Source organism: Oceanisphaera psychrotolerans, assembly GCF_001870485.1.
GTDB lineage: Bacteria > Pseudomonadota > Gammaproteobacteria > Enterobacterales > Aeromonadaceae > Oceanimonas > Oceanimonas psychrotolerans.
The window spans coordinates 161,699-185,861 of sequence record NZ_MDKE01000011.1 but is presented as its reverse complement, the minus strand read 5'-3'; the positions used below and the strand labels follow the sequence as shown (position 1 = coordinate 185,861).

The 24,163-nt window shown below is 60.7% G+C and carries 23 protein-coding genes; 11 read left to right on the top strand and 12 right to left on the bottom strand.

Annotated features, from left to right (window positions below; translation table 11 throughout):
- Positions 1-11 precede the first annotated feature (11 nt).
- The 4 genes from maiA to BFR47_RS05025 form a co-directional block, all read right to left on the bottom strand.
- Entirely contained in the window at positions 12-662 is a 651-nt protein-coding gene (gene maiA / locus BFR47_RS05040; RefSeq protein ID WP_071472046.1) for a maleylacetoacetate isomerase, read from the bottom strand.
- Positions 649-1,635 (bottom strand): fumarylacetoacetate hydrolase family protein, encoded by a 987-nt coding sequence (locus BFR47_RS05035; RefSeq protein ID WP_071472221.1) that lies wholly within the window; start codon positions 1,633-1,635, stop codon positions 649-651. The genes maiA and BFR47_RS05035 overlap by 14 nt, the downstream gene beginning before the upstream one ends.
- Positions 1,636-1,672: 37 nt before the next feature.
- On the bottom strand, positions 1,673-2,803 hold the full coding sequence (locus tag BFR47_RS05030; RefSeq protein WP_071472045.1) for a homogentisate 1,2-dioxygenase: 1,131 nt from the start codon (positions 2,801-2,803) through the stop codon (positions 1,673-1,675).
- 141 nt (positions 2,804-2,944) lie between these two features.
- A complete protein-coding gene (locus BFR47_RS05025) occupies positions 2,945-3,511 on the bottom strand; it encodes a DUF2939 domain-containing protein (RefSeq protein WP_071472044.1) in 567 nt (188 codons plus the stop codon).
- Between the two features lie 174 nt (positions 3,512-3,685).
- On the opposite strand from BFR47_RS05025, the gene BFR47_RS05020 reads away from it, so the two are divergent.
- The 4 genes from BFR47_RS05020 (at position 3,686) to bfr (BFR47_RS05005) (ending at position 6,664) form a co-directional block, all read left to right on the top strand.
- Complete coding sequence (locus tag BFR47_RS05020) at positions 3,686-4,078, top strand: SpoIIAA family protein (RefSeq protein WP_071472043.1); 393 nt, start codon at positions 3,686-3,688, stop codon at positions 4,076-4,078.
- Between the two features lie 181 nt (positions 4,079-4,259).
- Positions 4,260-5,459 carry a CehA/McbA family metallohydrolase domain-containing protein gene (locus BFR47_RS05015; RefSeq protein WP_071472042.1) on the top strand — a complete coding sequence of 400 codons (1,200 nt, stop codon included), beginning with the start codon at positions 4,260-4,262 and terminating at the stop codon, positions 5,457-5,459.
- Positions 5,460-5,715: 256 nt separating this feature from the next.
- Positions 5,716-6,180, top strand: a complete 465-nt coding sequence (gene bfr, locus BFR47_RS05010; protein WP_071472041.1) for a bacterioferritin — start codon at positions 5,716-5,718, stop codon at positions 6,178-6,180.
- A 13-nt stretch (positions 6,181-6,193) separates the two neighbouring features.
- Positions 6,194-6,664: a bacterioferritin gene (gene bfr / locus BFR47_RS05005; protein ID WP_071472040.1), complete on the top strand. Its 471-nt coding sequence runs from the start codon at positions 6,194-6,196 to the stop codon at positions 6,662-6,664.
- A gap of 139 nt (positions 6,665-6,803) precedes the next feature.
- Here bfr (BFR47_RS05005) and BFR47_RS05000 read toward each other — a convergent pair whose 3' ends face one another.
- From BFR47_RS05000 to BFR47_RS04990, 3 genes are all read right to left on the bottom strand, one after another.
- On the bottom strand, positions 6,804-8,267 hold the full coding sequence (locus tag BFR47_RS05000; protein WP_083399013.1) for a helicase HerA-like domain-containing protein: 1,464 nt from the start codon (positions 8,265-8,267) through the stop codon (positions 6,804-6,806).
- An 86-nt stretch (positions 8,268-8,353) separates the two neighbouring features.
- Positions 8,354-9,847 (bottom strand): sodium/proline symporter PutP, encoded by a 1,494-nt coding sequence (gene putP / locus BFR47_RS04995; protein ID WP_071472038.1) that lies wholly within the window; start codon positions 9,845-9,847, stop codon positions 8,354-8,356.
- Between the two features lie 273 nt (positions 9,848-10,120).
- Positions 10,121-10,891, bottom strand: coding sequence for a helix-turn-helix domain-containing protein (locus tag BFR47_RS04990; protein WP_071472037.1), 771 nt, complete (start codon positions 10,889-10,891; stop codon positions 10,121-10,123).
- 343 nt (positions 10,892-11,234) lie between these two features.
- Here BFR47_RS04990 and BFR47_RS04985 point away from each other — a divergent pair, with 343 nt between their 5' ends.
- Positions 11,235-12,359, top strand: a complete 1,125-nt coding sequence (locus tag BFR47_RS04985) for an S-(hydroxymethyl)glutathione dehydrogenase/class III alcohol dehydrogenase (RefSeq protein WP_071472036.1) — start codon at positions 11,235-11,237, stop codon at positions 12,357-12,359.
- Positions 12,360-12,563: 204 nt separating this feature from the next.
- Complete coding sequence (gene fghA, locus BFR47_RS04980) at positions 12,564-13,400, top strand: S-formylglutathione hydrolase (protein WP_071472035.1); 837 nt, start codon at positions 12,564-12,566, stop codon at positions 13,398-13,400.
- 31 nt (positions 13,401-13,431) lie between these two features.
- Here the strand turns inward: fghA and BFR47_RS04975 are convergent, their stop codons facing one another.
- From BFR47_RS04975 to BFR47_RS18530, 4 genes are all read right to left on the bottom strand, one after another.
- Positions 13,432-14,205: a response regulator transcription factor gene (locus BFR47_RS04975; protein ID WP_245748804.1), complete on the bottom strand. Its 774-nt coding sequence runs from the start codon at positions 14,203-14,205 to the stop codon at positions 13,432-13,434.
- A gap of 101 nt (positions 14,206-14,306) precedes the next feature.
- On the bottom strand, positions 14,307-15,413 hold the full coding sequence (locus tag BFR47_RS04970; RefSeq protein WP_071472033.1) for a class II histone deacetylase: 1,107 nt from the start codon (positions 15,411-15,413) through the stop codon (positions 14,307-14,309).
- 20 nt (positions 15,414-15,433) lie between these two features.
- Positions 15,434-16,648, bottom strand: a complete 1,215-nt coding sequence (locus tag BFR47_RS04965; RefSeq protein WP_245748803.1) for a Na+/H+ antiporter NhaC family protein — start codon at positions 16,646-16,648, stop codon at positions 15,434-15,436.
- On the bottom strand, positions 16,600-16,878 hold the full coding sequence (locus tag BFR47_RS18530; RefSeq protein ID WP_245748802.1) for a hypothetical protein: 279 nt from the start codon (positions 16,876-16,878) through the stop codon (positions 16,600-16,602). Before BFR47_RS18530 ends, BFR47_RS04965 begins: the two co-directional genes overlap by 49 nt.
- A gap of 280 nt (positions 16,879-17,158) precedes the next feature.
- Between BFR47_RS18530 and BFR47_RS04960 the strand changes: the two genes are divergently transcribed.
- From BFR47_RS04960 to BFR47_RS04950, 3 genes are read left to right on the top strand one after another with little or no spacing between them, the layout of a single operon-like run.
- Positions 17,159-18,121, top strand: a complete 963-nt coding sequence (locus BFR47_RS04960; RefSeq protein WP_139215101.1) for an HlyD family secretion protein — start codon at positions 17,159-17,161, stop codon at positions 18,119-18,121.
- Entirely contained in the window at positions 18,114-19,046 is a 933-nt protein-coding gene (locus BFR47_RS04955; RefSeq protein WP_071472031.1) for an ABC transporter ATP-binding protein, read from the top strand. The genes BFR47_RS04960 and BFR47_RS04955 overlap by 8 nt, the downstream gene beginning before the upstream one ends.
- A gap of 36 nt (positions 19,047-19,082) precedes the next feature.
- Entirely contained in the window at positions 19,083-20,168 is a 1,086-nt protein-coding gene (locus BFR47_RS04950; protein WP_071472220.1) for an ABC transporter permease, read from the top strand.
- On the opposite strand, the gene yjeH is transcribed toward BFR47_RS04950, so the two are convergent.
- A complete protein-coding gene (gene yjeH / locus BFR47_RS04945; RefSeq protein WP_071472030.1) occupies positions 20,149-21,423 on the bottom strand; it encodes an L-methionine/branched-chain amino acid transporter in 1,275 nt (424 codons plus the stop codon). The genes BFR47_RS04950 and yjeH overlap by 20 nt on opposite strands.
- Before the next feature lie 139 nt (positions 21,424-21,562).
- Between yjeH and BFR47_RS04940 the strand changes: the two genes are divergently transcribed.
- Positions 21,563-21,988: an Lrp/AsnC family transcriptional regulator gene (locus BFR47_RS04940; RefSeq protein ID WP_071472029.1), complete on the top strand. Its 426-nt coding sequence runs from the start codon at positions 21,563-21,565 to the stop codon at positions 21,986-21,988.
- An 8-nt stretch (positions 21,989-21,996) separates the two neighbouring features.
- Entirely contained in the window at positions 21,997-24,015 is a 2,019-nt protein-coding gene (locus BFR47_RS04935; RefSeq protein WP_071472028.1) for a UvrD-helicase domain-containing protein, read from the top strand.
- The last annotated feature ends 148 nt before the right edge of the window (positions 24,016-24,163 follow it).

Sequence of the window (24,163 nt, the reverse complement as noted above, 5' to 3'; positions counted from 1 at the left end):
CTGAACAAGGGTTAACCGTGCTGGGCTGGTTGTCGGTCCGGGTGAGCAAGCCGAAATGCCTCAAGCCGGTTACAGGACTGCTCGATGGCGGTGAGCCGTGGGTAGGGGGTCAGATCCAGCTCGAAGCGGCGGGCGTTATAGAGCTGGGGCACCAGACAAATATCCGCCAGACCGGGGGTATCACCGCAGCTGAACGGGGTATCGCTGCCGCTCAGCTGCTGTTCCAGCGGGCCCAGTCCCTGTTTCAGCCAGTGGTGATACCAGCTGTTTTTCTGCTCTTCGCCGAGACCCAGCTCGCCAGTCAGGTACTTGAGCACCCGCAGGTTGTTGAGCGGGTGAATATCGCAGGCTACCTGCAGCGCCAGGGCCCGGGTCCGGGCCCTGGCGAGGGGGGCGGCCGGCAGCAGAGGGGACTCGGGGTAGCATTCGTCCAGATATTCGATGATGGCCAGCGACTGAGTGATGATGCCTTCGCCCCTTCCTTGATCATCAATAGCCAGGCTGGGTACCAGGCCGGTCGGATTCAGTGCCCGGTAATCTTCGCCCAGTTGGGCGCTATCCAACAGCGAGATGGGGATACTGTCATAGGCCAGGCCTTTCAGGTTGAGCGCGATGCGTACCCGGTAGGCGGCGGAAGAGCGGGAATAGTCATAAAGCTTCATATTTCACCACTTTTTGCTCGATGGCGCCGAAGAGGGACTGCCCCTGTGCGTCCAGCATCTCGATACGCACCCGGTCGCCGAACCGCATGAAGGGCGTGCTGGCTTTGCCCTGCGCGATGATTTCCAGCATGCGTCGTTCGGCTAGGCAACAGGAGCCGGTGCTGCGATCCGTGTTCGACACCGTGCCCGAGCCGATGATGGTACCGGCGCACAGCGCCCGGCTGAAACTGACATGGGCGATCAGCTGGGCGAAGTTGAAGGTCATGTCGGTGCCCGCATCCGGCTCACCGAACAGCTCGTCGTTCAGGTGAACCCGCAGCCGGTGATGTACTCTGGTGTCCTGCCAGGCGTCGCCCAGCTCGTCCGGCGTAATGGCCACCGGCGAGAAGGAGGAGGCCGGCTTGGACTGGAAGAAACCGAAGCCCTTGGCCAGTTCATTCGGGATCAGGTTGCGCAGGGACACATCGTTGACCAGCATCAGCAGTTTGATATGGCTGCCGGCCCGTTCTGCGGGAGTGCCCATGGGAACATCGTCGGTGATCACCGCGATTTCACCTTCGAAGTCGATGCCCCAGCTCTCCTCGGCCAGGCGAATGTCATCGCGCGGCCCGATAAAGCCGTCGGACATCCCCTGATACATCAGCGGGTCGGTCCAGAAACTGGCCGGCATCTCGGCGCCGCGGGCCTTGCGCACCAGCTCGACGTGATTGACATAGGCGCTGCCGTCGGCCCATTGATAGGCCCGGGGCAGGGGCGAAGCGCAGGCGGCCTGTTCGAAGGGGAAGCTGTCGGTACCGTTGCCCTGATTCAGTTGCTGATAGAGCGCCTGCAATGCCGGCTCGGTTTCGGCCCAGTAATCCAGAGCCGCCTGCAGGGTGGGAGCAATGCCGTCTGCGGGTACTGCCCTGCTCAGATCCCGGGACACCACCACCAGCCGACCGTCACGTCCTTGTTGCATCGAAGCCAGTTTCACCATTGCCTCCTTTGTGTATCGAGGATCTTCTTTACCGTTACGGCTTCACCTTCCACGAATCAACATAGTCGATGTTTTCCACCCCATCCGGCAGCTCGGCCACTTCCAGCGGCAGCCTGGAGTCGATCATCACCGCCACTTCATCGGTTTCGGTGCGGGTGTGGCTGGCGCCGGCGGCGAAGGCCTTGGGATGGGGGCCGTGGGTGAAGCCGCAGGGGTGCAGGGTGATCATGCCCGCGTCTATGTTGTCCCGGCTGAAGAAGTTGCCCTGATGATAGAAGATGACTTCATCAAAATCGTCGTTGTTGTGGTAGAAGGGCACCTTGAGCGCACCGGGATCGGACTCGATGGGGCGAGGCACGAAGGTGCAGATCACGAAACCGTTGGCGACGAAGGTGGTGTGAGCCGAGGGCGGCAGGTGGTAACGGTGGCTCATCAGCGGGCGAATGTCGCGCCAGTTAAGCTTGACCACGGTCAAGTCGCCGGTCCAGCCCTCGGCATCCAGCGGGTTGAAAGGAAAGGTGATGCGGTTCATTTGCTCCCGGGCCTTGAGCAGCACCTGCCACTCGCCTGGCTGCCGGCTCTGGGCCTTGAAGGCGTCATCGAGGCAGGGATATTCGAGCATGGCCGGATCGAACAGCGCGTGTCGCCCCACCAGGCCCCGATCGGCGTGCATATAGGAGCCGTGAGTCGCTTCAATCATCAGCAGGGTCAGCGGCTGTTCGATCTCCAGCCGCCAGCTGGTGGATCGTGGCAGTATGATGTAGTCGCCCTCGCCAAAGCGCATCTGGCCGTAGTCGCAAAAAAGCTGCCCCCTTCCCTTATGCACGAACAGACACTCGTCGCCGTCGCCATTGCGTACCAGATGATTCATGGACTGGTTGCAGTTCCAGATACGTACCCGGAGATGGGTGTTGTGCAGCAGCGGCGTGGCATCCCAGGGGCTGTGTCCGGGTTGTTGCAGTTTGTTGGTGTCGAAGGCACGTGGGCGTAGCGGTCCTTCCCAGCCACTCCAGCCGGTGGGGGGATGCCGATGGTACATGTGGGTTGCCGGCCCGAAAAAGCCTTCCTTGCCGATCTCCCGCTCGAAGGTACCCTCCGGCATGTCGCAGTGGGCCTGACGTGAGGTGTTGCCTTCACGGATGGGGAACTGGAACCAGTTACGCATGGAGCTGCCCTCCCTGGATCTGAACGGATCTTTTCGGTGCGGCAAGAGCCGCCGGTTAACATGGGGCCGACATCAAGCCGCCGGCACCGGGCCTGCTATTCAATAATAGACGGCTTGGGGCGTTAGCCGTGCCTAATCCGGTTAGTCCAGCGGCAGCACGATGGCGGTCAGCTTCCAGTCCAGACCGCGCCGGCTCAGCACGAAGTCGGCCTGCCTGTGCCTGTCGTCGGTGACCGTGACCACAAAGCGGTGCAGCGACCGGTACCCCATACGGGCATCCGCAAACAGTTTTTTACGTTCCGTCCCCGGCGTATCGGAGCCCGCCTCGCCGCCGTTACCGGTGGGGGGCTCCGGCCTGCTTTCGGGGATCCCGGGAGCCGGCGTTTCACCCCGCATCAGTCGCGCTATACCAGCCGGTGTCATGTAGGTATCAAGCAGGCCGTCCACCATCATGTTGGCCAGGCTGGCACCGAGGGCGGCGAAGGGATTTTGTTTGATGTCTCCGCCCAGTTCCCGTTGCACCTTCGCATTGAGTTGATCTTTCAGGCTCTGGCGTACGCTGTCGAATTCCACCTGTTCGGCCAGGGCCTGGCTGTCGCGCTGGTCGGCGGCATCGCGGATCTGGTAAACGGTGATCCAGGGGGCTGCCACGCCGTAGCCGAGAACGCCGATGATCAGCAGTAGCAGCAGAGAGGTTGTTTTGCGCACGGGGTCTAAACTCCAAAGGACTAATGGTCGCGTAAGGCTGCCTGTAACGGGATCCGCTGGCAAGCCGAAATCGATGAGCCGTCATTTATGGCGTGTCTTTCACGTCAGACAAAGGCGCGACTGGCGTCAGCGACCATAATATGACCATGAGGTATAGATGAGGGAGTAGCCATTATGTTGGAAGCACACGGCATGTCTGTCGAGATGAACACGCAGGATAATCACACCCTGTGGCTCACCATCAAGATTTACGGTGATATCGCCTACGAGGACTTCAGGGACATGGAGCTGCAGCTCGAACGGGCCCTGGCCGAGATGGAAAACCCCAGAATCCGGGCTCTGGTGGACATGATTGACTTCAATGACTGGGAAGCCAAGGCCTTCTGGGAAGACATCCGGTTTACCCGCAAACATGGTGATGAATTCAGCAAGCTGGCAATAGTGGGGGTGAACCTCAAGGAAAAGCTGATGGCCATGGTGGTGGACTGGTTCCTGCTCAGCAGCCAGGTGCAGTACTTCGAGCATCTGCAGGATGCCAGAGCCTGGCTGGAGCAGGACGAGCCCTGAGCGACGCTGTTCGTCGCGCCCGCAGCAACGGGCAGGGGGTCTCTTGCGGGATGCTGCCCGGTGTAGCGGAGCCGGTGCCTCACCGCCACGGTGGCCCCTTTCTTGCGGAGCTTGAGTTCTGGCAAGGAGCTGTCAGAATCCCTGCTCCGTCGTCGTTCCTCTTATTCAGGGTTTCTTAAATATGCGTTTTTATCAATTCGGCCTGTCGTTGCTGGCCGCCGTGGTTCTGACTGCCTGTTCCTCCAATACTGCAAGGCAGGGGACGCCGCCCGCCAGTATAGAAGTCGTGCGTGGGCCAACCTGGATCCAGGGCGGTGATGCCCGCGGCGCCGATGACATTACCGTACGTACCCCCCATTTTACCTTTGCCGTTTCGCGGCAAGGGATCCTGGATCTGGCCATGGTGGAAAACGGCGTCTTTGGTGCCGATCTGGTCGAATCCGTTGACTTTGTTCCCGGTGAAGGTGAGTTATCAGTTGAGCGCCTGGAAGTGGTTCACCATAGCCCCGATCAGCTGGTGATTGAATTGGCGAGAACCTGGAACGGACATCGGCTGTTGAGCCGCTACGAGGTGGCGAAAGACTACCCCGGCATCACGCTCAGCACCCGGGTGCTGGATCCGGTTAACGCCCCCCTGTTTGCCGGTTATCAATTGCAGCGTAACGAGCCGGCCCGTCAGGGACCGAGCTATAACGATGTGCCGCGCATGGTTCAAAGTCACTGGACCGCCGCGCAGTTGCAGAACAACCTGAACCAGCTGTATGAAACCGACGACTTGCGCCGCTCCCATGCCGCCGGCAAGGGCCTTGAATTTACCGCCTGGCTGAGTGCCGGCTCTCTCGGTAACTTGCTTTCGGATAAGGAGATGTACACCACCTCCAGCCCCCAGGCCGAGCTGGGGTTGTTTGAGCTGGCCCCGGTGTCCGGCAATTTCGAGTCTTATCTGTCGACGATGCGCCAGCGCTGGAGCCGAGGCGAACGGGTCTACCTGAATGCAGGCCCCTTGCTGAAGGATGCACGACATAACAGCGGCAAGATCTATGCCTATACTCCCAAGGGGCGCATTACGGCCGATTTTGCCAGTGCCGCGGCCCGTGGGCACAGCTTTGTCAGCTTTGGCCCCGAGGTTTATCCCATCACCACCAATTTCGGTGGCGAGGCCACGCCCTACAGTGAAACCCAGGTCGAGTTCCGTTCAGGGATAGGTCTGGCCAAGGCCGAGGTCTGGCTGGACGGCAAACAGGTGGCTGGCTGGAAAATAAACGGTGCCAAGTGGTTCAGAACCGGGGTGCCGGTGCCGCCCAAACGCACCTGGATGCAATGGGTCGTAGAGGACAAACAGGGCAACAAGGCTTACTCCAACCCCATCTGGATCAAGTAGCGGGCAACAAAGGGGGCAGCCATTAACGGCTCGAGTGCTCCGGGGGCCGTTCCCCGGAGCCGTGGTGGGGCGGCGCTGCTTTGATACGAAATCATTCCGTAGCTATGCTCATGTATCGGGGAGAGGCGGGGTACAAATTGGAGTTGTTCTTATTAACACTACGTTATCCCAATTAAATCAATGGTTTATTGGCTATCTGGTTTGAAATGAAGTCCGCTTGATACTATCATGGCCGCATTGTTCAGAGGGGGAAGACATGAAAGGCGACAAGAAAGTCATTGAGTACCTTAATCAGGTACTGAGCATAGAGCTCACCTCCATCAACCAGTATTTTCTGCATGCCCGCATGTTCAAGAACTGGGGCCTGCATCAGCTGGATGAGCGTGAATACAAGAAGTCCATCAAGGACATGAAACAGGCCGACAAGCTGATTGAGCGGGTGCTGTTTCTCGAAGGTCTGCCCAACCTGCAGCACCTGAACCGTCTGCGGATCGGCGAAACCACCGAGGAAATGCTGCAATGTGACAAGCAGCAGGTGGAAGAACAGTTACTGGTACTCAAAGAGGCCATCGCCTACTGCGAGTCGATTCGGGAATACGTATCCCGCGAGCTGTTGTGCGAGATTGAAGAATACGAAGAAGCCCATCTCGACTGGATTGATACCCAGCTCGACCTGATTGCCAAGATTGGTCTCGAGAACTATCAACAGTCGCAAATGTAAGGGGGAGCCGACAATGAAAGGTAATGCAAAGGTGATAGCGGCGTTGAATGAGCTGCTGGCCGGCGAGCTGAGTGCCATGGATCAGTATTTTATTCACTCCCGTATGTACGACGACTGGGGCCTGAAAAAACTGTTCGAGCGCATCGATCATGAATTTGAAGATGAAAAAGGCCATGCTTCTAAGCTGATTGAGCGCATTCTGTTTCTGGAAGGCACGCCGGATATGGTCACCCGGGTACCGCTCAATATCGGCAAGGATGTCCCTTCCATGCTGCAGAGTGATCTGGATCTGGAATACAAGGTGATTGTGGATCTGCGCAACGTCATGGCGCTGTGCGAGCAGGAGCACGACTACCAGACGCGAGACATGCTGCAGGTGCTGCTGGCAGACACCGAAAATGACCATACCCACTGGCTGGAACAGCAACTGGGCCTGATCAACCGCATCGGTCTGCCCAACTATCTGCAATCGCAGATGGCATAAGGCACGTCGCCGAGGTGTTGGATGTGGGGCGTGAGGGATAACTCACGCCTGCTCCATCACACTGCACGCTTGCTTCCGTTAAAGCCTGACATCGATTACCGGTGTCAGGCTTTTTTGCTTTCGGGAGCAAGCCCTGGTTTCAGCGTCCGCCGAGCAAGGAACCGAGCAGGCCGCGAACCAGACGTCGGCCCAGCTGACTGCCAATACTGCGCAGGGTGCTTTTGGCCACGCTTTCCAGCAGCGAGTCGCGTCGGCTGGCACGACGCGGCGCCGGTGTTGCGGTGGCTGGGACCGGAGTGGCGGCCGCAGCAGCGGGCTCTGGTACCCGGCGGGCGAGCATTTCGAAGGCCGAGTCTCTGTCGAGCAGCGGCTCATAACGGCCGGCCAGGGGCGAGCTCTTCAGGCGGCTGGCCCTTTCTTCTGTACTCAGGGGGCCGATGCGGGACTCGGGAGGGCAGATAAGGGTGATTTCAACTTGTGTGGGGCTGCCTTGTTCGTCCAGCACCGATACCAGCGCTTCACCTACGCCCAGTTGAGTGATGGCAGTCTGGGTGTCGAAGCCCGGATTGGCGCGAAAGGTGCGGGCGGCGGCCTTGACCGCCTGTTCATCACGAGGGGTAAAGGCACGCAGGGCGTGCTGTACCCGGTTGCCCAGCTGGCCGAGCACCGAGTCGGGAATATCCAGCGGGTTCTGGCTGATGAAGTAGACGCCCACGCCCTTGGATCGGATCAGTCGCACCAGTTGATCTATTTTTTCAAGTAAAGCCCTGGGGGCGGAATTGAACAGCAGGTGGGCCTCATCGAAGAAAAATACCAGCACCGGCTGAGTGGGATCTCCGATCTCCGGCAGGTTTTCGAACAGCTCGCTCAGTAGCCAGAGCAGAAAGGTCGCGTACAGCCTGGGGGTTTGTATCAACCGGGTGGCGTCGAGAATACTGACCACGCCCTGACCGGAAAAATCCTTCTGCATCAGGTCACGCAGGTTGAGCGCCGGCTCACCAAAGAAGCGTTCGGCTCCTTCCTGTTCCAGCACCATCAGTCGGCGCTGAATGGCGCCGAGACTGTTACCGGGCAGGCTGCCGTATTGCTTGCTCAGGGTCCTGGCGTTGTCGGTCACCCAGCTTAGCAGGGCACGCAGATCCTTGAGGTCGAGCAGCAGCAGGCCCTGATCGTCGGCGATGCGAAAACAGCCGTAGAGAATGCCGGTCTGGGTATCGTTCAGGTTCATGATGTTGGCCAGCAACAACGGGCCCAGCTCCGAGATGGTGGTGCGTACCGGGTGCCCTCGCTCCCCGAACAGATCCCAGAACAGGGTCGGAACCGCTCGTGGCTGATAGTCTGTCAACCCAAGTTGTTCCAGTCGTTGCGCGATTTTGCCGCCGGGCTCGGCGGGGGCGGCCAATCCGGACAGATCGCCCTTGATATCGGCCATGAACACCGGGGTGCCGACGCGGGAAAAGCGTTCGGCCAGGCGTTGCAGGGTCACGGTTTTTCCGGTGCCGGTGGCGCCGGCAATCAGTCCGTGGCGGTTGGCCATTGGCAGAGAAAGTGCTACCGGTTGTTGCTGGTGGTTACTGCCGAGATAGAGGGAGCTTGGGGGCATGGCATCGATTCTTGTGTGGTGCAGATAGACACAAGCTTAGCCGATGAGATGGAAAAAGCCCGGCGACAGCCGGGCTTGGAGAGAGGTTAATCCAGAGTATCCAGACTCTTCTGGTAGTTGTCGAAGGTCTTGGTGACCGATGCCTTGGGCGCTCCGGTCAACTTGCTGACCACTACGATGGCGATGGAGGCGAAGATAAAGCCGGGGACGATTTCATAGATATCGAAGATGCCGCCGGAGATTTGCTTCCAGATTACCACGGTAATGCCGCCGGCCAGTACGCCGGCCAGGGCGCCGTTGCGGTTCATGTTGCGCCAGTACAGGCTGAACAGCAGGGCGGGGCCGAAGGCGGCGCCGAAACCGGCCCAGGCGTAAGACACCAGACCCAGCACGGTGCTGTCGGGGTTCAGTGCCAGTACCAGAGCGACCACAGACAGGGCAATCACCGCAAAGCGACCGATGTTGACCAGGCTCTGGGGAGTGGTGTTGGGGAACAGCTGCTTGTAGAAATCTTCGGCCAGGGCAGAAGACGACACCAGCAGCTGGGAGTCGGCGGTACTCATTATGGCGGCGAGGATGGCAGCCAGCAGGATACCGGCGATAACCGGATGGAACACGGCGTTGACCAGCACCATGAAGATGGTTTCTGCATCGGCCAGTTCGCCGCCCATGCTGTTCTGCACATACAACAGGCCAACCAGACCAACCATCAGGGCGCCGACCATGGACAGGAAGCTCCAGATAACGGCGATGCGGCGGGCGGTGGTGATGTCTTTATTGCTGCGGGTGGCGTTGAAGCGGGCCAGAATATGAGGCTGGCCAAAGTAACCCAGACCCCAGGCAGCCAGCGAGATGATGGCGATGGCGGACAGCGGCTTGCCATCGATACCGTTCCACAGGGTCAGCAGTTCGGGGTTAATGTTATTCAGCTCGGAGCTCAGCTGGCCGAAGCCGCCTTCCATCGCGGCGATCGGCACTATCATCAGGGCGGCTGCCATCAGCAGGCCCTGCACCAGATCGGTCCAGGAAACGGCCAGGAAGCCGCCAAACAGGGTATAGGAAACGATACAGAGGGTACCGACCACCACGGCTATCTGGTAATCCATGCCGAATACGGTCTGGAACAGTTTGCCGCCTGCGACCAGGCCGGAGCTGGTGTAGAACAGGAAAAACAGCAGGATGATAAAGGCAGAGATGGTCTGCAGCAGCTTGGATTTGTCTTCGAAACGGCGGGACAGGTACTCGGGAATGGTGATGGCGTCATCCACTTCCAGAGTGTAGGTACGCAGTCGTTTGGCACAGAACATCCAGTTGGCCCAGGTACCCAGCAACAGGCCGCCGGCCAGCCAGAAGGACTCGATACCGGCGGCATAGGCATAACCGGGCAGGCCCAGCAGCAGCCAGCCACTCATGTCCGAGGCACCGGCAGAGATGGCTGAGGGCCAGGGACCCAGTGAGCGACCACCCAGAAAGTAGTCTGCCGAGTTGGCGGTGCGTTTGTAGGCGTAGTAACCGATGGCCATCATGGCAACCAGATACACCAGAAAAGTGCCGGTGATGGCATAGTTGGATTCAATCATTCCCTGTTCCTCCAGGATGGATTCCCGTTTACTAGCAAAGCGGAATACAGTTTGTGGCCGTGATTGCGCAAAGCATGGTTAAGATCTTGTTACTTCACAAGGATAATAGTGGGAATGGGGGGGCAGATCTTTTGCTTTACTGCGTTTTTTTTTAGGAAAACTCCGTCGGTTCGCTAAAAGTGATCACAAACACAGGTTTTATCGATAGCAGACCCTTGTTGTGTGTCGAGGACGTCGTGGCGGCAAAGGACCGGCCCGGTTTCCGGCCGGGAGTCAGTGTTGCAGCTTGCGATAACGGGCAGGAGAAATATCCAGTCGGCTGGAGAATACCTGAGTAAACAGGCTCTGACTGGAAAAACCGCAACGCTGGGCGATATAGGACAAGCTGTGATGACTGTGGGCCAGCATCTTGCAGGCCTCGTTCAGTCGTTTTTCCAGCAGGTACTGATAGGGCGACATGCCGGTTTGCTCCTTGAACAGCGCATGGAACTGGCTTTCTCCCAGAAAGGCACAGCCAGCCAGCTGTGCCACCGTGATCTTACGGCCCATGTTCTGCTCGATGTAGCTATCGATCACGTCCAGGTTAAGGCGATTGGTCTGGAGTCTCCCCGAGGGAAGCGCCATATGCCGGTGCAAGGCGCACATCAGGGTATGGGCGCAAGCCTGGCCCATCAGGTCATCATCCGGGTTGTCGCTCATCTCGCGACTCAGCACCGAGACCAGTTGCTGGGCCTGGGGATGGAGCTGGAAGTAACGGGGTTGTTCAAACAGGCCGAGCATGCGTTCCTGATGCACCGGCAGCACCGAGGGCTGAGTCGGCGACAGGTTGAGTACCAATATCCGGTTGGATCCCAGGCCGCCGAAAGCATGAGACAGCTCCGAAGACACCAGGCAACCCTGGCCCGGGCCTACCAGGTTGCCACTGCCACCGATGTCGAACTCGGTCTGGCCATTCAGGCCGATGACAATCTGGTTATAGTCATGTTGGTGTTGTGCCATCTCCGCGGGTAAGGCCATGACTTCAAACGGCTTAACAGCAGTCATCTCACGTTCCTTTGGGTTGGGGGCGATGTTGGCTATAAAGACGTCGATTCTACACCCGACAGCCTGAAAAGTGCAGTACAGTCCCGTCGAGCCACCAGAAAATTCATCTCGCCAGAAGCGGTTCTCCCTGTGCCCGTTTCGATCAGTTTTACGGTTATGGGTGCTACACGGGAATTGACCCCATGTCCGGGTTATTATTACTCAGCTGTAAAAATCATTTGCTTCTGTCCCCATTCTCACTGGCACTTTGCGTATATACAATGGCGACAGCTATTGTAACGGCAGTGTTCTTTCTGCCGTTATACTGAATCGGTTATCGCACTGCATCTCACTGGAGAACCTAATGGAAATGATCAAAACCCGTGCCGCCGTCGCCTGGGAAGCGGGCAAACCACTGAGCATCGAAGAGGTGGATCTGATGCCGCCGCAGAAAGGCGAAGTGCTGGTACGCATTGTCGCCACCGGTGTGTGTCACACCGATGCCTTTACCCTGTCTGGTGATGATCCCGAAGGTATCTTCCCGGCCATCCTCGGCCATGAAGGGGGCGGTATCGTCGAGGCGGTCGGCGAGGGCGTGACCACCCTGGAAGTGGGTGACCACGTGATCCCGCTGTACACCGCCGAGTGTGGCGAGTGTAAATTCTGTAAATCAGGCAAGACCAACCTGTGCCAGGCGGTTCGCGCCACCCAGGGCAAGGGGCTGATGCCCGACGGCACCACCCGTTTCTTCAAGGACGGCAAGCCGATTTTCCATTACATGGGCTGCTCCACCTTCGCCGAGCGCACCGTGGTGCCGGAAATCTCCCTGGCCAAGATAAGCCCAGAAGCACCGCTGGAGAAGGTCTGCCTGCTGGGTTGTGGCGTAACCACCGGCATGGGCGCGGTCAAGAACACCGCCAATGTGCAGGAAGGCGACACCGTCGCGGTATTCGGCCTGGGCGGTATCGGTCTGGCCGTTATCATCGGTGCCGTCATGGCCAAGGCCAGCCGCATCATCGCCATCGACATCAATGAAGACAAGTTCGACATCGCCAAGCAGCTGGGTGCGACCGAGTGCATCAACCCCAACAACTACGACAAGCCGATTCAGGACGTGATCGTCGAACTGACCGACGGTGGCGTGGACTACTCCTTCGAGTGTATCGGTAACGTCAAGGTGATGCGTTCCGCCCTGGAATGCTGCCACAAGGGCTGGGGCGAGTCGGTCATCATCGGGGTTGCCGGCGCCGGCCAGGAAATCTCCACCCGTCCGTTCCAGCTGGTCACCGGCCGGGTATGGCGCGGCAGTGCCTTCGGTGGTGTAAAAGGCCGCTCTCAGCTGCCGGGCATCGTCGAGCAGTACCTGAACGGTGAGTTCGAGCTGGATACCTTCATCACCCACACCATGGGCCTGGAAGACATCAACCACGCCTTCGACCTGATGCATGAAGGCAAGTCGATCCGCTCGGTGATCCACTTCGACAAATAAGCCTAAAGGCAGCTTTAAGCCATAAGCTGTAAGCAGCCCGCGGTCGCCTGAACAATACCGTCACTCCGGCGAAGGCCGGAGTCCATCCAGCAGGCGACTGTTGATGTCGCAGGCACAATGTCGAGCCTGCAGCCTTCGGTGTTTGTCTTACAGCTTAAAGCTGGCAGCTTACAGCTCCCCCCAAGGGGGAAGGAAGGAGTTTCCATGCAACTGATACAAGAGCAGAAATGCTTCGGCGGCCGTCAAATCCGCTATCAGCACGAGTCCAGCAGCCTTGATTGCAGCATGCAGTTTTCGGTGTTTCTGCCACCCCAAGCGGAGCAGGGCCCGGTGCCGGCCGTTTACTGGCTGTCGGGTCTGACCTGCAGCGACGAGAACTTTTCCAGCAAGGCGGGCGCCCAGCGGGTGGCAGCCGAACTGGGTCTGGCGCTGATTATCCCCGACACCAGCCCCCGTGGCGAAGGCGTGGCCGATGATGAAAACGCGGCTTACGACTTAGGGCTCGGAGCCGGATTCTACGTCAATGCCACCCAGGCACCCTGGAACCAGCATTACCGGATGTACGACTATGTGCTGAGCGAATTGCCGGCGCTGGTCGAGGCCGAGTTGCCGCTGTCCGGCAAACGCGCCATCAGCGGTCACTCCATGGGCGGCCACGGTGCCCTGGTGCTGGCACTGCGCAATCCCGAGCGGTTCGTGTCGGTATCGGCTTTTTCGCCGATCACCAACCCCTGCGATTGCCCCTGGGGCCACAAGGCGCTGGGCGCCTATCTGGGTAACGACAGGCACGCCTGGGCCCAGTACGATGCCAGCCTGCTGTTGAAAGCGCATGGCTGCGCACTGCCGATGCTGGTGGATCAGGGCGAGGCCGACAATTTCCTGGCCGAGCAGCTCAAACCCCAGGCACTGGCGCAGGTTGCCGAGCAGGCCGGTGCGGATCTTACCCTGCGCATGCAGCCCGGTTACGACCACAGCTACTACTTTATCTCCAGTTTCATCGAAGACCACCTGCGTTTTCATGCCGAGCATCTGGCTCGGTAAACGACTTGTCTGAGGCCGGCGTGACCGGCCTTCAGTCCAGCCCCTGATGGCGCAGAAACAGCTGAAACAAATCTGCCTGGCTGTTGATGCCGAGCTTGCCGTAAATGTGTTTGCGGTGGTTCTTGACCGTGCCCGGGCTGATACAGAGATGGTCGGCGATGGCTTTGGCGCTGTAACCCTGCAGAAACAGCTGGGCCACTTCCTGCTCTCTTTCGCTCAAACGCCCGGTTTCAAAGGTCGCCAGCCCCTGGCGCCGTTCGTCTTGCTGTTGTTGCTGCCATTGCCAGCGGTGTTTTTCCAGTAATGCTTGCAGCAGCGGAAACAGGTAATGCATCTGCGCGGCCAGCAGTCGGCTGTCCAAGTAGGGTGGCCGTCGGTAAAAACCGAAGGAAAAGGCCAGCACCCACTCGCTATCTCCGCAGAAGAAGCACATCAGTTCGTCATGCAAGCCCAGCCCTGTGTAGTAGGTGAGAAAATATTCCGAGCGGCGAAAGCCTTCGGGAGCGATTTGATCCAAGCTGACCAGGCTTGGCGCCGGATGATTCAGCCAGTATTGATAGAAAGGGTCAAGCAGGTACATGCCGGTGCAGTAGGGGACCAGCGTGGCGGCGTACTGTTCGGGACTCAGGTTATGCAACAGGATTTCGGGCCGGCCCTGTCGGTGCAGGCGACACAGCACCAGGTCGATATCCGGAAAGTAGTGTTCCAGACACTTTCGCAGTTCGGGTAAGAAGTCGCTACCGTCAAGGGTCGGCAGCAGCCGGGCCAGGGGCGCCAGTGAGGGGGGAGCAATATCCGTTTGCATGAAGTGGATGATTTTGGGTTTGGGTGGTGAATAAAAAGTAACATCGATATGGGATCCTGACCAGTTTTGCCCGCTGGTCAGGAATGGTCAGTATCCGTGGGTTATGGGTGAATATCCTGCAGCAGTGGCCGCAGGCTTTCCAGCAAGGCCGCCTGGTGCGGTTGCAGGCTTTGTTGCCCCCAGCGGGCAATATCGTCTCCTGCCGTGTCTGGTACCCGAATGGTGCTTTGACTCAGGGTCTCCAGCACCCGGTGCCCGCAGAAGGGCACATAACCTTCCGAATAACCGCCTTCGTGCACCATGACCAGCCGCCCCTGACACAGCGCATCGGCCGCCGCCATCACTTTTTCGGTGAGCAAACCGAAACAGTCGGCGTTGAGCAGCATACAGCCCAGCGGATCCATGGCGCCCGCATCATAGCCGCAGGCGACCACGATAAGCTCCGGCTCGAAGCGGGTCAGCGCCGGCAGCACCAGTTGATCCATGGCGGCCAGGTAGGCGCCGATACCCGCGCCCGCCGGCAGCGGAATGTTGAGGTTGTAGCCCAGGCCGTCACCCTGGCCCCGTTGCTCTACGTGACCCGAATCAATGGGATAGTTGTTGTCATGGTGCAACGAAATGGTGAGTACTTCCCTGTCGTCGTAAAAGGCCTGCTGGGTACCGTTGCCGTGATGAACGTCCCAGTCGATCACCGCCACCTTGCGCACCAGCCCCCTGGCTTGGGCGGCCTTGATGGCGATGGGAATATTACCGAGCAGGCAGAAGCCCATACCTCTGTCGGCTTCGGCATGGTGTCCCGGCGGTCGCGACAGGCAATAGCCATTGTCCAGCTCTCCCCTGAGTACCGCGTCGAGGGTGGCAATGGCCAGGCCTGCCGAACGACAGGCGATGGGAAAGGCATCCTGACGAAAGGGAGCATACTGGCCGGCATCGCCGAAGCCGCGTTCGCTCATGGCCGACAGTTCGTCGATATAGCGACGGGTATGAAAGCGCAGCAGGTCTTCCCGGCCGGCGGGATCGGCCCGGACCGGTACCAGTTGTTCGAGCAGGCCGCTGACCGCCAGCAGGTTACGCAGCCGTCGCTTGGTTTCCGGGTTCTCGGCCGCCGGCGCCGGCTGAATAAAACCGCCGGGACGATCGAAAACCGAGCAGGGACCGGCGTCGTGCCACATGCAGTGTTCGTGAAAGGCAAATCCGGTACGTTTCATCTTTTTCTCCTTGAATAACATCAGGCCAGCAGCCACAGCAGCAGGGTGGTGACGGTGGCGGCAATCAGGGTGTAGGGCAATTGACTCAGGGCGTGCTGCATGGGGGGAATGCCGCAGCCTCTGGCAGAAATTACCGTCGAGTCGCCAAAGAAACAGGCGTGGCTGCCAAAGGCGCCGGCCGAGATCAGCGCGCCCAGGGTCAGCGGCATGCTGGCGTCGAGGGCCTGAGCCAGCGGTACCATGATGGGAAAGGCGATGGCGTAGACTCCCCAGAAAGATCCGGTGGCAAAGGTCAGCCCGGCCAGTACCAGAAAACTCAGGGCAGGCAGCCAGCGGGCATTCATGTAGGGGGTGATGGCATCGATCAGGTAACTGGACAGACCCAGCTGTTCGTTCACGTCCTGCAGCACGAAGGCGGCGAACACGATACCGAGCGGCAGCAACATGGTGGCGACGCCCTGAATGATTTCGTCGAACAGTCGAGGCAGGCTGGCGAGCCCCTGTAACCGGTAGAGCACCAGGCAAACCATCAGGGCGCAGCCCACGCCCATCAAGGCATCGATGTCGAAATACCAGGTAGCCAGCAGCAGGGTCAGCACCGGCAGCACGAAGTTGAGCAGGCGAGGCGGATGCCCGTGACCGGGTTCATCCTGTTCCGGTGGCAGGTTTTTCCCCTCGGCTGAGTCCTGTTCGGCCTGCTTCATGGTGCCGAACAGGGGCACCACCCCATAGGCCACCAGCGGCACCAGCAGCAAGGCGACCCAGGGGTAGATCAGATAGGGCAGCAGGTTAAGGTAGTAGGCGAACCCTTCGCCTTCCGCCACCAGGCCGTTGGCTTCAATCAGTCCGGCCAGATAAATCACCCAGGTTGAAAAGGGGATGATCAGGCACACCGGTGCCGAGGTGGAGTCCACCACATAAGCTAGCATGTCGCGTGAAATTCTGAGTTTGTCCGACAGTTTGCGCATGGCGGTGCTTACGGTAAGGGCGTTGAGGTAGTCATCGATAAAGATGGCGATGCCGAGCAGCCAGCTGGCCATCAGCGCATGGGAGCGGCGTTTGATGTAACGGCCCAGAGTATCGCTGAAGGCGAGGGTAGAACCGGAGAACTGCAATAGCGCAATGAGGCTGCCAAGCAGGCCGCAGACCAGGATCAGCCAGCCCATGATGGGCCCCTGCATGATGGTCAGCGAGCTGGCAACAAAGCCATGCAGGGTACGGCCGGGATCCACCATGGCAAACCCCACCAGGCGCCGGCCAGCAGCGGCTCCAGGGTACGACGGGTGAGCAGCGCCAGCCCCAGCACCACCAGGGTTGGCAGCAGTGCGAACAGGCCGAAGCCGCTCTCGGCGCCACTCTTCCCGATGCCCAGCGCGACCAGCAACAGCAGAGCGCCGCCCAGCAGGACCAGTTTGCGCCAGCCGATGGGCAGCTTCTCTGCCCTTGGTGTCAGTATTTTTTCCATCCTGTTTATCCTTTTCTTTCCATAGAAGCTTGATGTTAGGTGGCGCAGCAGCCGGACGGATATGTCCCCGAGGGGACATTCGCTGTGATGATGATCTGTTTTTAATAACGGAACATGTCCGCCGTTGCCCTGGCGGGGCCGAACCGGCGGAAAAATCGGTCTCAGGCGAGCGGCAGCCTGGGTTTCAAGTCATGCCCATCTTCTTCTACCCTGATCCATCGCAACGAACCCCTCCCGCGCTTCGGCTAAGCTAAGGTCATAAGCCTCAATGGACACTGCCATGCCGAAATTTTCCCGCCCGGGCCTGTTGCTCTGCTGCCTGTTGCTGACTGCCTGCGAGCCGTCACCGGATGATCGTTGGCTCGGTACCCTGGAGCGGGACCGCATCGAGTTGACCACCACCGCCGCCGAGCTGGTAATGGAACAACCGGTGGCGGAGGGGGAGCGGGTAGCGGAAGGCACTCTGTTGGTGCGGCTGGATGTTACCCGGCAACAGCTGGAGGTCGGCCGCCAGCAGGCCCGATTGCGTCAGGCCGAGGCGGGGCTGGCACTGCTGCTGACGGGCGCCAGGGAGGAAGACATCAGTGCCGCCCGGGCCGAACTGGCACAGTTGCAGGCCCGGCTGCCGGAGGTGGCGCGTAACCTGGGTCGCATTCGTACCCTGGCGTCCCGGCAACTGGCCAGTCAGGCCGAACTGGACCGTGTTCGTACCGACCATGATCAGCTGAGGGCTCAGATAGATGCGGCCCGTCAGCGACTCGCCAGACAGGTGTCGGGCAGCCGGGTCGAAGATATCGAGGCCGCCTATGCGGCCCGGGATGCACAACAGGCCGAGCTGGCGCAGGCCCGTTATCAACTGGCCGAGCTGACCATTCATGCCAGCCGCGCCGGTATCCTGGAAACCTTGCCCTACCAGGTGGGGGACCGGGTTGCACCCGGTGCCGTGGTGGCGGTATTGCAGGCCCAGGGCGCCCCTTATGCCCGGATTTATGTCCCGGCCAGCGGCCGACTCGGGCTGCACGTTGGTGACTCGTTGCGGGTCTGGGTCGATGGTATAGAGGAGCCGTATCCGGGCCGCCTGAGCTGGATTGCCACCGAGCCGGCCTTTACACCCTATTACGCCCTGACCGAGGGGGAACGCAGCCGGCTGATGTATCTGGCCAAGGTGCAATTGCCCGAGGCAGCCAGTGCGCTGCCGTCCGGCATACCCGCCCAGGTGTTGCCGGAGGCGGGCCATGACTGAGCTGGCCATCCATACCCGCGGGCTGACGCGAAAGTTCGGCGAGCTGGTGGCCGTCAACCGGCTGGACTTGGCCATTCCCGCCGGCACCATATATGGCTTTCTCGGCCCCAACGGCAGCGGCAAGTCCACCTGCATCCGCATGCTCACCGGCCTCTTGCTGCCCTGCGCCGGCGACATGACGGTGCTGGGGCTGGCCATCCCTGAACAGGCCGAGACCCTGCGCCGACGGGTCGGTTACATGACCCAGAAATTCTCGCTCTATGACGATCTGTCGGTGCGTGAAAACCTGGAGTTTATCGCCCAGATCTACGGCCTGAATGCGAAAGACAGCCGGGATCGTCTGCGTGAGCTGCTGGGCACCTATGAGCTGGCATCTTTTGCCGGTCGTTTCGCCGGCACCCTGAGCGGCGGCCAGAAACAGCGGCTGGCGCTGGCCGCCGCCACCCTGCACCAACCGGATCTGTTGTTTCTCGACGAGCCGACCTCGGCGGTGGATCCGGAAAACCGGCGGGACTTCTGGGAGAAGTTGTTCGATCTGTGCGAGGCAGGCACCAGCATACTGGTGAGCACCCACTACATGGACGAGGCCGAGCGCTGCCACGGCCTGGCCATCCTGGAGAACGGCATCAAGCGCGCCGACGGCTCGCCGGAACAATTGATGAACGGCATGGGCGTGACCGTGCTGGAGGTAGCGGCCCCCGGTCTGCGCGAGCTGAAAACCCGTTTGCTGGCGCTGGAGCACGTGCGCTCCGTCGCCCAGCTGGGCCTGCGGTTGCGGGTACTGGTGGACGGTAAGCTCGCCGACCCGGTCGGCTGGTTGCGTCAGCGGCTGCCGGAGTTGGCGACCGGGGCCGAGATCAACCGGGTGCGCCCCAACCTGGAAGATGTATTTGTCAGCTGCACCGGCGGGAAGGAGCTGCCATGAGCAGGTGGAGAAAGCCATGAGCAGGTGGAGAAAGCCATGAGCAGCCTGCGGCGGATCAGGGCCATTACCCTCAAGGAATTTCGCCAGTTGTCCCGGGACCGGCTCACCTTCGCCATGGTGGTGATGGTGCCGCTGATCCAGCTGCTGCTGTTCGGCTATGCCATCAACACCAAGGTGCGCGATATTCCGGTGGCGCTGGTGGATCAGGCGGCGACCAGTCAGAGTCGGGCGCTGGTGGCCCGGATGGGAGCCAGCCAGTTGGTGGTCTTTACCGAGCGTTTCACTCACCCTCATGATGCCGAAACCGCCATTATTGCCGGTCGGGTGCGGGCGGCGCTGATCCTGCCCGCCGATCTCGAACGCCGCCGGCAGGACGGCCGGCACCGGGGCCAGTGGCTGGTGGACGGCACCGATACCCTGATTGCCAGCGCCATACTGCAGCTGGCCAGCCTGCCGGACGATCCCGGACTGAGCCGGCCTCAGGGCAACTTCGAGGTGACGCTGTTTTTCAATCCGGAGCGGCGGGCGGCGGTAAATATCATCCCGGGCCTGATCGGGGTGATCCTCACCATGACCATGGTGCTGTTTACCGCCTCGGCCATCGTGCGCGAGCGGGAGCGGGGCAATCTGGAGCTGTTGATCACCACGCCGGTGACGCCGATGGAACTGATGATCGGCAAGATAGTGCCCTATGTGTTCGCCGGCCTGGTGCAGCTGGTGATCATCCTGACTCTGGGGTTCTTTATCTTCGCGGTGCCGTTCAACGGTAGCCCGCTGCAGTTGCTGCTGGCCACCCTGCTGTTTATCGCCGCCAGCCTGGTGCTGGGGCTGGTGATCTCCACCTTGGCCCAGAGCCAGTTGCAGGCCATGCAGATGACGGTGTTTGTGCTGATCCCTTCGATTCTGTTGTCCGGCTTCATGTTTCCCTATGAGGGCATGCCGGTGGCAGCCCAGTGGCTGGCCGAGGGGCTGCCCGCCACCCATTACATGCGCCTGGCCCGGGGCATATTGCTGCGCGATGCCGACCTGCTGTCACTGGCGCCTGATGCGCTGTGGCTGGGAGGCTTTACCCTGTTGGGACTGCTGCTGGCGGCCCGGCGTTTCAGGAAGCGGCTGGACTAGCTTTGCGCTCTATTTTACGTCTGCGCCACTGGCGCCAGCCGACAAAGGCCGCACCCAGTACCAGCGCATAGGCGGCTTCCAGCCCCAGGGACAGGAATACCCCCAGGCACAGCAGACAGCCGAGCAGTGCCAGCCAGCGGTAACCGCCCTGCAGCAGCCTGACGCCCGCCACCATCGCCAGCAGGTAGACCAGGATGAAGTTGCCGTTGGCGTAACGGATCAGCACCTCGAGCGGTAACTGGAACAGCCAGGCCACCAGGGTACAGAGCGTGCTGGCCGCCACTATCCAGGCGAGGGCGGTAAAGGGGGCACCGTTATGGTTCAGCCGGGACAGGGAGGCGGGCAGCTTGCCTTCATCGGCCATGCTCCACAGCAGGCGGGCGAAGCCCTGCACATAGAGATTGAGGCTGGCAAAACAGGCCAGGTATCCCACCAGGGCGGCGGCCCAGCGGCCCGGCTCGCCGAACAGCATGGCGGCCAGCACCGGGAAAGAGGTGGTATTGGTCAGCTCGTCGCCGAACACCCCGAACTTCACCACTGCCATGGCGTAGGCCAGATAGATGAAGCCGGCCAGCAGCACGCCGAACAACAGTGCCAGCGGAAAGTCTCGTTGCGGATTCTTGAATTCCTCGCCCATATGGGTGAAGGCTTCCAGTCCCACATAGCACCAGAACATCACCGCCAGTGCCGCCGGCATGGCACCCCACTGCAGTTGCCCGACTGGCGGCAAGGTGGCCAGGGGGGCGGCAAGCAGATCGCCGCTGATCCAGATGGCGGTCAGCAGCCCGATAATACTCAGGGCAATCAGCAGCTGGATCAGGCCGGAAGCACCGGCGTTGCGGCTGCCGAGCAACAGGATAAGCCCCAGGGCACCCAGCTGGATAAGCAGATCACCGCGGTCGGACAGGGCAAACAAGGCATGCCAGAAACCGGCGGTCAGGGTCAGCAGCGCCGGCAGGCCTACCGGCAGCACCGCCAGAAACAGGAAGGCGGCCAGTTTTTCCATGGGGACACCGAGCGCACGACCGATCAGGTGCGGGGCTCCGCCGGCATGGGGGTAGTTCCGGCCCAGGCGGGCGAAGGTAAAAGCCACCGGCAGCACCAGCAGCATCAGCCCCAGCCAGGCCCATAGAGAGCTGGCCCCGGCCAGGCTGGCCGCCACCGCCGGGACCACGAAGATCCCCGACCCCAGCAGGGAAGTGGCCATCATGCCGGTGCCCTGCAGTAACCCCAGTTGCTTGTTCAAGCGTGTCATCGTGTTTCAATTCCATGTCCGAGAATTCTGGTATATTAGCGCCAAACAATACCAATGAGGCGTGACACAATGGCGCTTGAGCACGACGTTTCGTCGTTTTTTACCGGCGTTTGTCGGGTGTTCGGCAAGAGAGGCAGGGGTGGATAAGTTCGATCAAAAAATCGTGTCCTTACTGACGGAAAACGCCCGCCTGGCGGTGGCCAGTATTGCCCGTGAGGTCAACCTGTCCCGCTCGGCGGTATCCGAACGCATCAAGAGCCTGGAAGAGCGCGGCGTGATCCGCGGCTACCATGCCCGGCTCGGCAACCCGCAGCCCCTGGTGCGCGCCTATTTCGCCCTCTGCTATCATGTTCGCCAGTGCGAACAATATGCCGAGGCGTTGCGCGCCGTGCCCGAGGTGAAGCTCTGTTACACCATCAGCGGCGAAACCGACATGCTGGTTTATGTGGAGGCCGTCTCCATGGAGCGGCTGGACGCCATCCGCCATATCATCGAACAGACCCCCCATATCAAAACCGTGCGCACGCACATGATACTGGGCGAGCTGATCAATACCCTTTCCTGAGGTGGCACATGCAGATCTTCCGGGCGCACTGGCTGGCCCCCTGGTTCAATCATCCCTTTCTGGCCACCGAGCCGACCGGTGAGGGCCTGGTACTGCACCTCAAACGAGAACGCCATGCCCTGGGCTGGCATGAGCTGAAGGCGCCACCGCTGTTGGCGCAGGGGAGGCGGCTCTATCGGCTGCACCTGCCCTGCACCCAGGGTGATATCGAGCTGGGCTGGTTGCCCAAAGCGGTGGCCGAGCCGCTGTGCGAAGCCATCACCCTGGGCTGGTTTCGGCATCATGCCGTACGGGTGGTGCCGCTGGCCGGATCCTGCCTGACGTTGCTGGAGCAGGGCTATCTGCGCCATTCCCGCTGGCAACGGCTGAAGCAGCTGTTGCAGCAGGAGTCGATTGAATGGGGTCTGCATTCACCGCCTGCTGCACTGACCGACCGGGAACGGGCCGCTTTCGAACTGGTGGCAACCCTGACGGCGGCGGATGAGCGCTGGCGCGAACAATGCTGTCAGGATTACTGCGAGCAGGCGCTGGCCGAGTACGGCGCCTTATTTGACGGACTGGAAGCCCATCCGTTGACCGAGGCCCAGCGGCTGGCCTGCGTGGTGGACGAAGATCATAACCTGGTGCTGGCCGGGGCCGGCTGCGGCAAAACCAGCGTGATGGTGGCGCGGGCGGCCTTTTTGCTGGCATCAAACCAGGCCCGGGCCAGCGATTTGCTGTTGCTGGCCTTCGGTAACGAGGCGGCGGCGGAAATGAGTGAGCGGCTGGCGCGCCAGCCTCATACCGCCACCGTCAAGACCAGCACCTTCCATGCCCTGGGGTTGATGATACTGGCGCGGGTAGCGGGCAAGAGCCCGTCGCTCAGCCCCCTGGCGCAGCAGGAAAGCACCCGTATCAATACCTTTGCCCGCTGGCTGGAGCAAGACTGCCAGCAGGACGAAGACTACGGGGCCACATTGCATGACTGGTTGCGGCGGCATCGTTTTCAGGTCGTGCCGCAACCGGATTACCGGCGGCTGGCGCGGGAGTGGGCACCGCTGGTGGCGGCGCTCAAGTTGTATGGCGAACCCGAGCCGGACGAGCTGTCGCCGGCGCTGGCCGAGCAGTTAAGCCTGGTGCGCCCGTTGCTGGACCGTTACCAGCAACATCTGGCAGAACAGGGCGAAATCGATTTCGACGACATGATCGAGCAGGCCACCGAGCTGGTGCGCAAGGGCCACTTCGAGGTGCCCTGGCGCCATATACTGGTGGATGAATTTCAGGATATCTCCAGCCCTCGTGCCGCCTTGCTGCAAGCCCTGCGCGATGCGGCCCCCGGGCTGTCGCTGTTTTGTGTGGGCGACGACTGGCAGGCCATCTATCGTTTCAGCGGTGCCGATGTGTCGCTGACTACCCGCTTTGCCGAGTACTTCGGTGCCAGCCGGATCACCCGGCTCGACAAGACCTTCCGTTTCAACAATCAGATCGAAAAGGTGGCCAGCCGCTTCGTCACCCGCAATCCGGCGCAACTGCCGAAGACGCTCGGTACCCATCATCGCAGCGACTCGCCCTGTGTGCATGTGTTGCCGGTCGACAACGACAGCCAGATGGATGCGGTGACCCGCCTGCTGAGCCAGATTGCCGCCGACCGGGCCGATGCGTCCGTGTATCTGCTGGCCCGTTTTCGTTTCAGCCTGCCGGACGAGTCACAGCTGACCGGCTGGCGGCGGCGCTTTCCCGAGCTCAGGCTGGAGAGCCAGACCCTGCACGGGGCCAAGGGCAAGGAGGCGGATCATGTGATCATGCTGGGGTTGAGTCGGGGCAAGTATGGCTTTCCATCCGAGCAGAACGGCGCCGCCCTGCTGGAATTGCTGCTGCCGGACGCCGAAGCCTTTCCCCATGCGGAAGAGCGCCGGCTGTTCTACGTTGGCCTGACCCGCGCCCGACAGCAGGTGTTTCTGCTGGCCGACCGGCAAATCCCTTCGGTCTTCATCAAGGAACTGCTCGAAGGCGGCTACCCGGGTGTCAGCCGCTGGGGCAATTCGTAGCGAGTCGGCCGATGGGCCTTTCTCCTTCTTTCTCCCGGTATTCGCCGCGCCTCCCGACCCGGCCCTCAACTAGACTTCAGAATATGAGAGTACGGGCGGGAGCCGACCGCGCTGGCTATGCCGCCCTTTGCATATGGCAGCACACAGC

Coding starts and splice junctions, on each gene's coding strand:
- fghA (WP_071472035.1), top strand. CDS start 12,564: ATGCAACTGATACAAGAGCAGAAATGCTTCGGCGGCCGTCAAATCCGC.
- BFR47_RS18530 (WP_245748802.1), bottom strand. CDS start 16,878: ATGGAAAAAATACTGACACCAAGGGCAGAGAAGCTGCCCATCGGCTGG.
- BFR47_RS04990 (WP_071472037.1), bottom strand. CDS start 10,891: ATGACTGCTGTTAAGCCGTTTGAAGTCATGGCCTTACCCGCGGAGATG.
- bfr (WP_071472040.1), top strand. CDS start 6,194: ATGAAAGGTAATGCAAAGGTGATAGCGGCGTTGAATGAGCTGCTGGCC.
- BFR47_RS04975 (WP_245748804.1), bottom strand. CDS start 14,205: ATGCAAACGGATATTGCTCCCCCCTCACTGGCGCCCCTGGCCCGGCTG.
- BFR47_RS04960 (WP_139215101.1), top strand. CDS start 17,159: ATGCCGAAATTTTCCCGCCCGGGCCTGTTGCTCTGCTGCCTGTTGCTG.
- putP (WP_071472038.1), bottom strand. CDS start 9,847: ATGATTGAATCCAACTATGCCATCACCGGCACTTTTCTGGTGTATCTG.
- BFR47_RS04965 (WP_245748803.1), bottom strand. CDS start 16,648: ATGGTGGATCCCGGCCGTACCCTGCATGGCTTTGTTGCCAGCTCGCTG.
- bfr (WP_071472041.1), top strand. CDS start 5,716: ATGAAAGGCGACAAGAAAGTCATTGAGTACCTTAATCAGGTACTGAGC.
- BFR47_RS05020 (WP_071472043.1), top strand. CDS start 3,686: ATGTTGGAAGCACACGGCATGTCTGTCGAGATGAACACGCAGGATAAT.
- BFR47_RS04935 (WP_071472028.1), top strand. CDS start 21,997: ATGCAGATCTTCCGGGCGCACTGGCTGGCCCCCTGGTTCAATCATCCC.
- BFR47_RS04985 (WP_071472036.1), top strand. CDS start 11,235: ATGGAAATGATCAAAACCCGTGCCGCCGTCGCCTGGGAAGCGGGCAAA.
- maiA (WP_071472046.1), bottom strand. CDS start 662: ATGAAGCTTTATGACTATTCCCGCTCTTCCGCCGCCTACCGGGTACGC.
- BFR47_RS04955 (WP_071472031.1), top strand. CDS start 18,114: ATGACTGAGCTGGCCATCCATACCCGCGGGCTGACGCGAAAGTTCGGC.
- BFR47_RS04970 (WP_071472033.1), bottom strand. CDS start 15,413: ATGAAACGTACCGGATTTGCCTTTCACGAACACTGCATGTGGCACGAC.
- BFR47_RS05030 (WP_071472045.1), bottom strand. CDS start 2,803: ATGCGTAACTGGTTCCAGTTCCCCATCCGTGAAGGCAACACCTCACGT.
- BFR47_RS05015 (WP_071472042.1), top strand. CDS start 4,260: ATGCGTTTTTATCAATTCGGCCTGTCGTTGCTGGCCGCCGTGGTTCTG.
- yjeH (WP_071472030.1), bottom strand. CDS start 21,423: ATGACACGCTTGAACAAGCAACTGGGGTTACTGCAGGGCACCGGCATG.
- BFR47_RS04950 (WP_071472220.1), top strand. CDS start 19,083: ATGAGCAGCCTGCGGCGGATCAGGGCCATTACCCTCAAGGAATTTCGC.
- BFR47_RS05000 (WP_083399013.1), bottom strand. CDS start 8,267: ATGCCCCCAAGCTCCCTCTATCTCGGCAGTAACCACCAGCAACAACCG.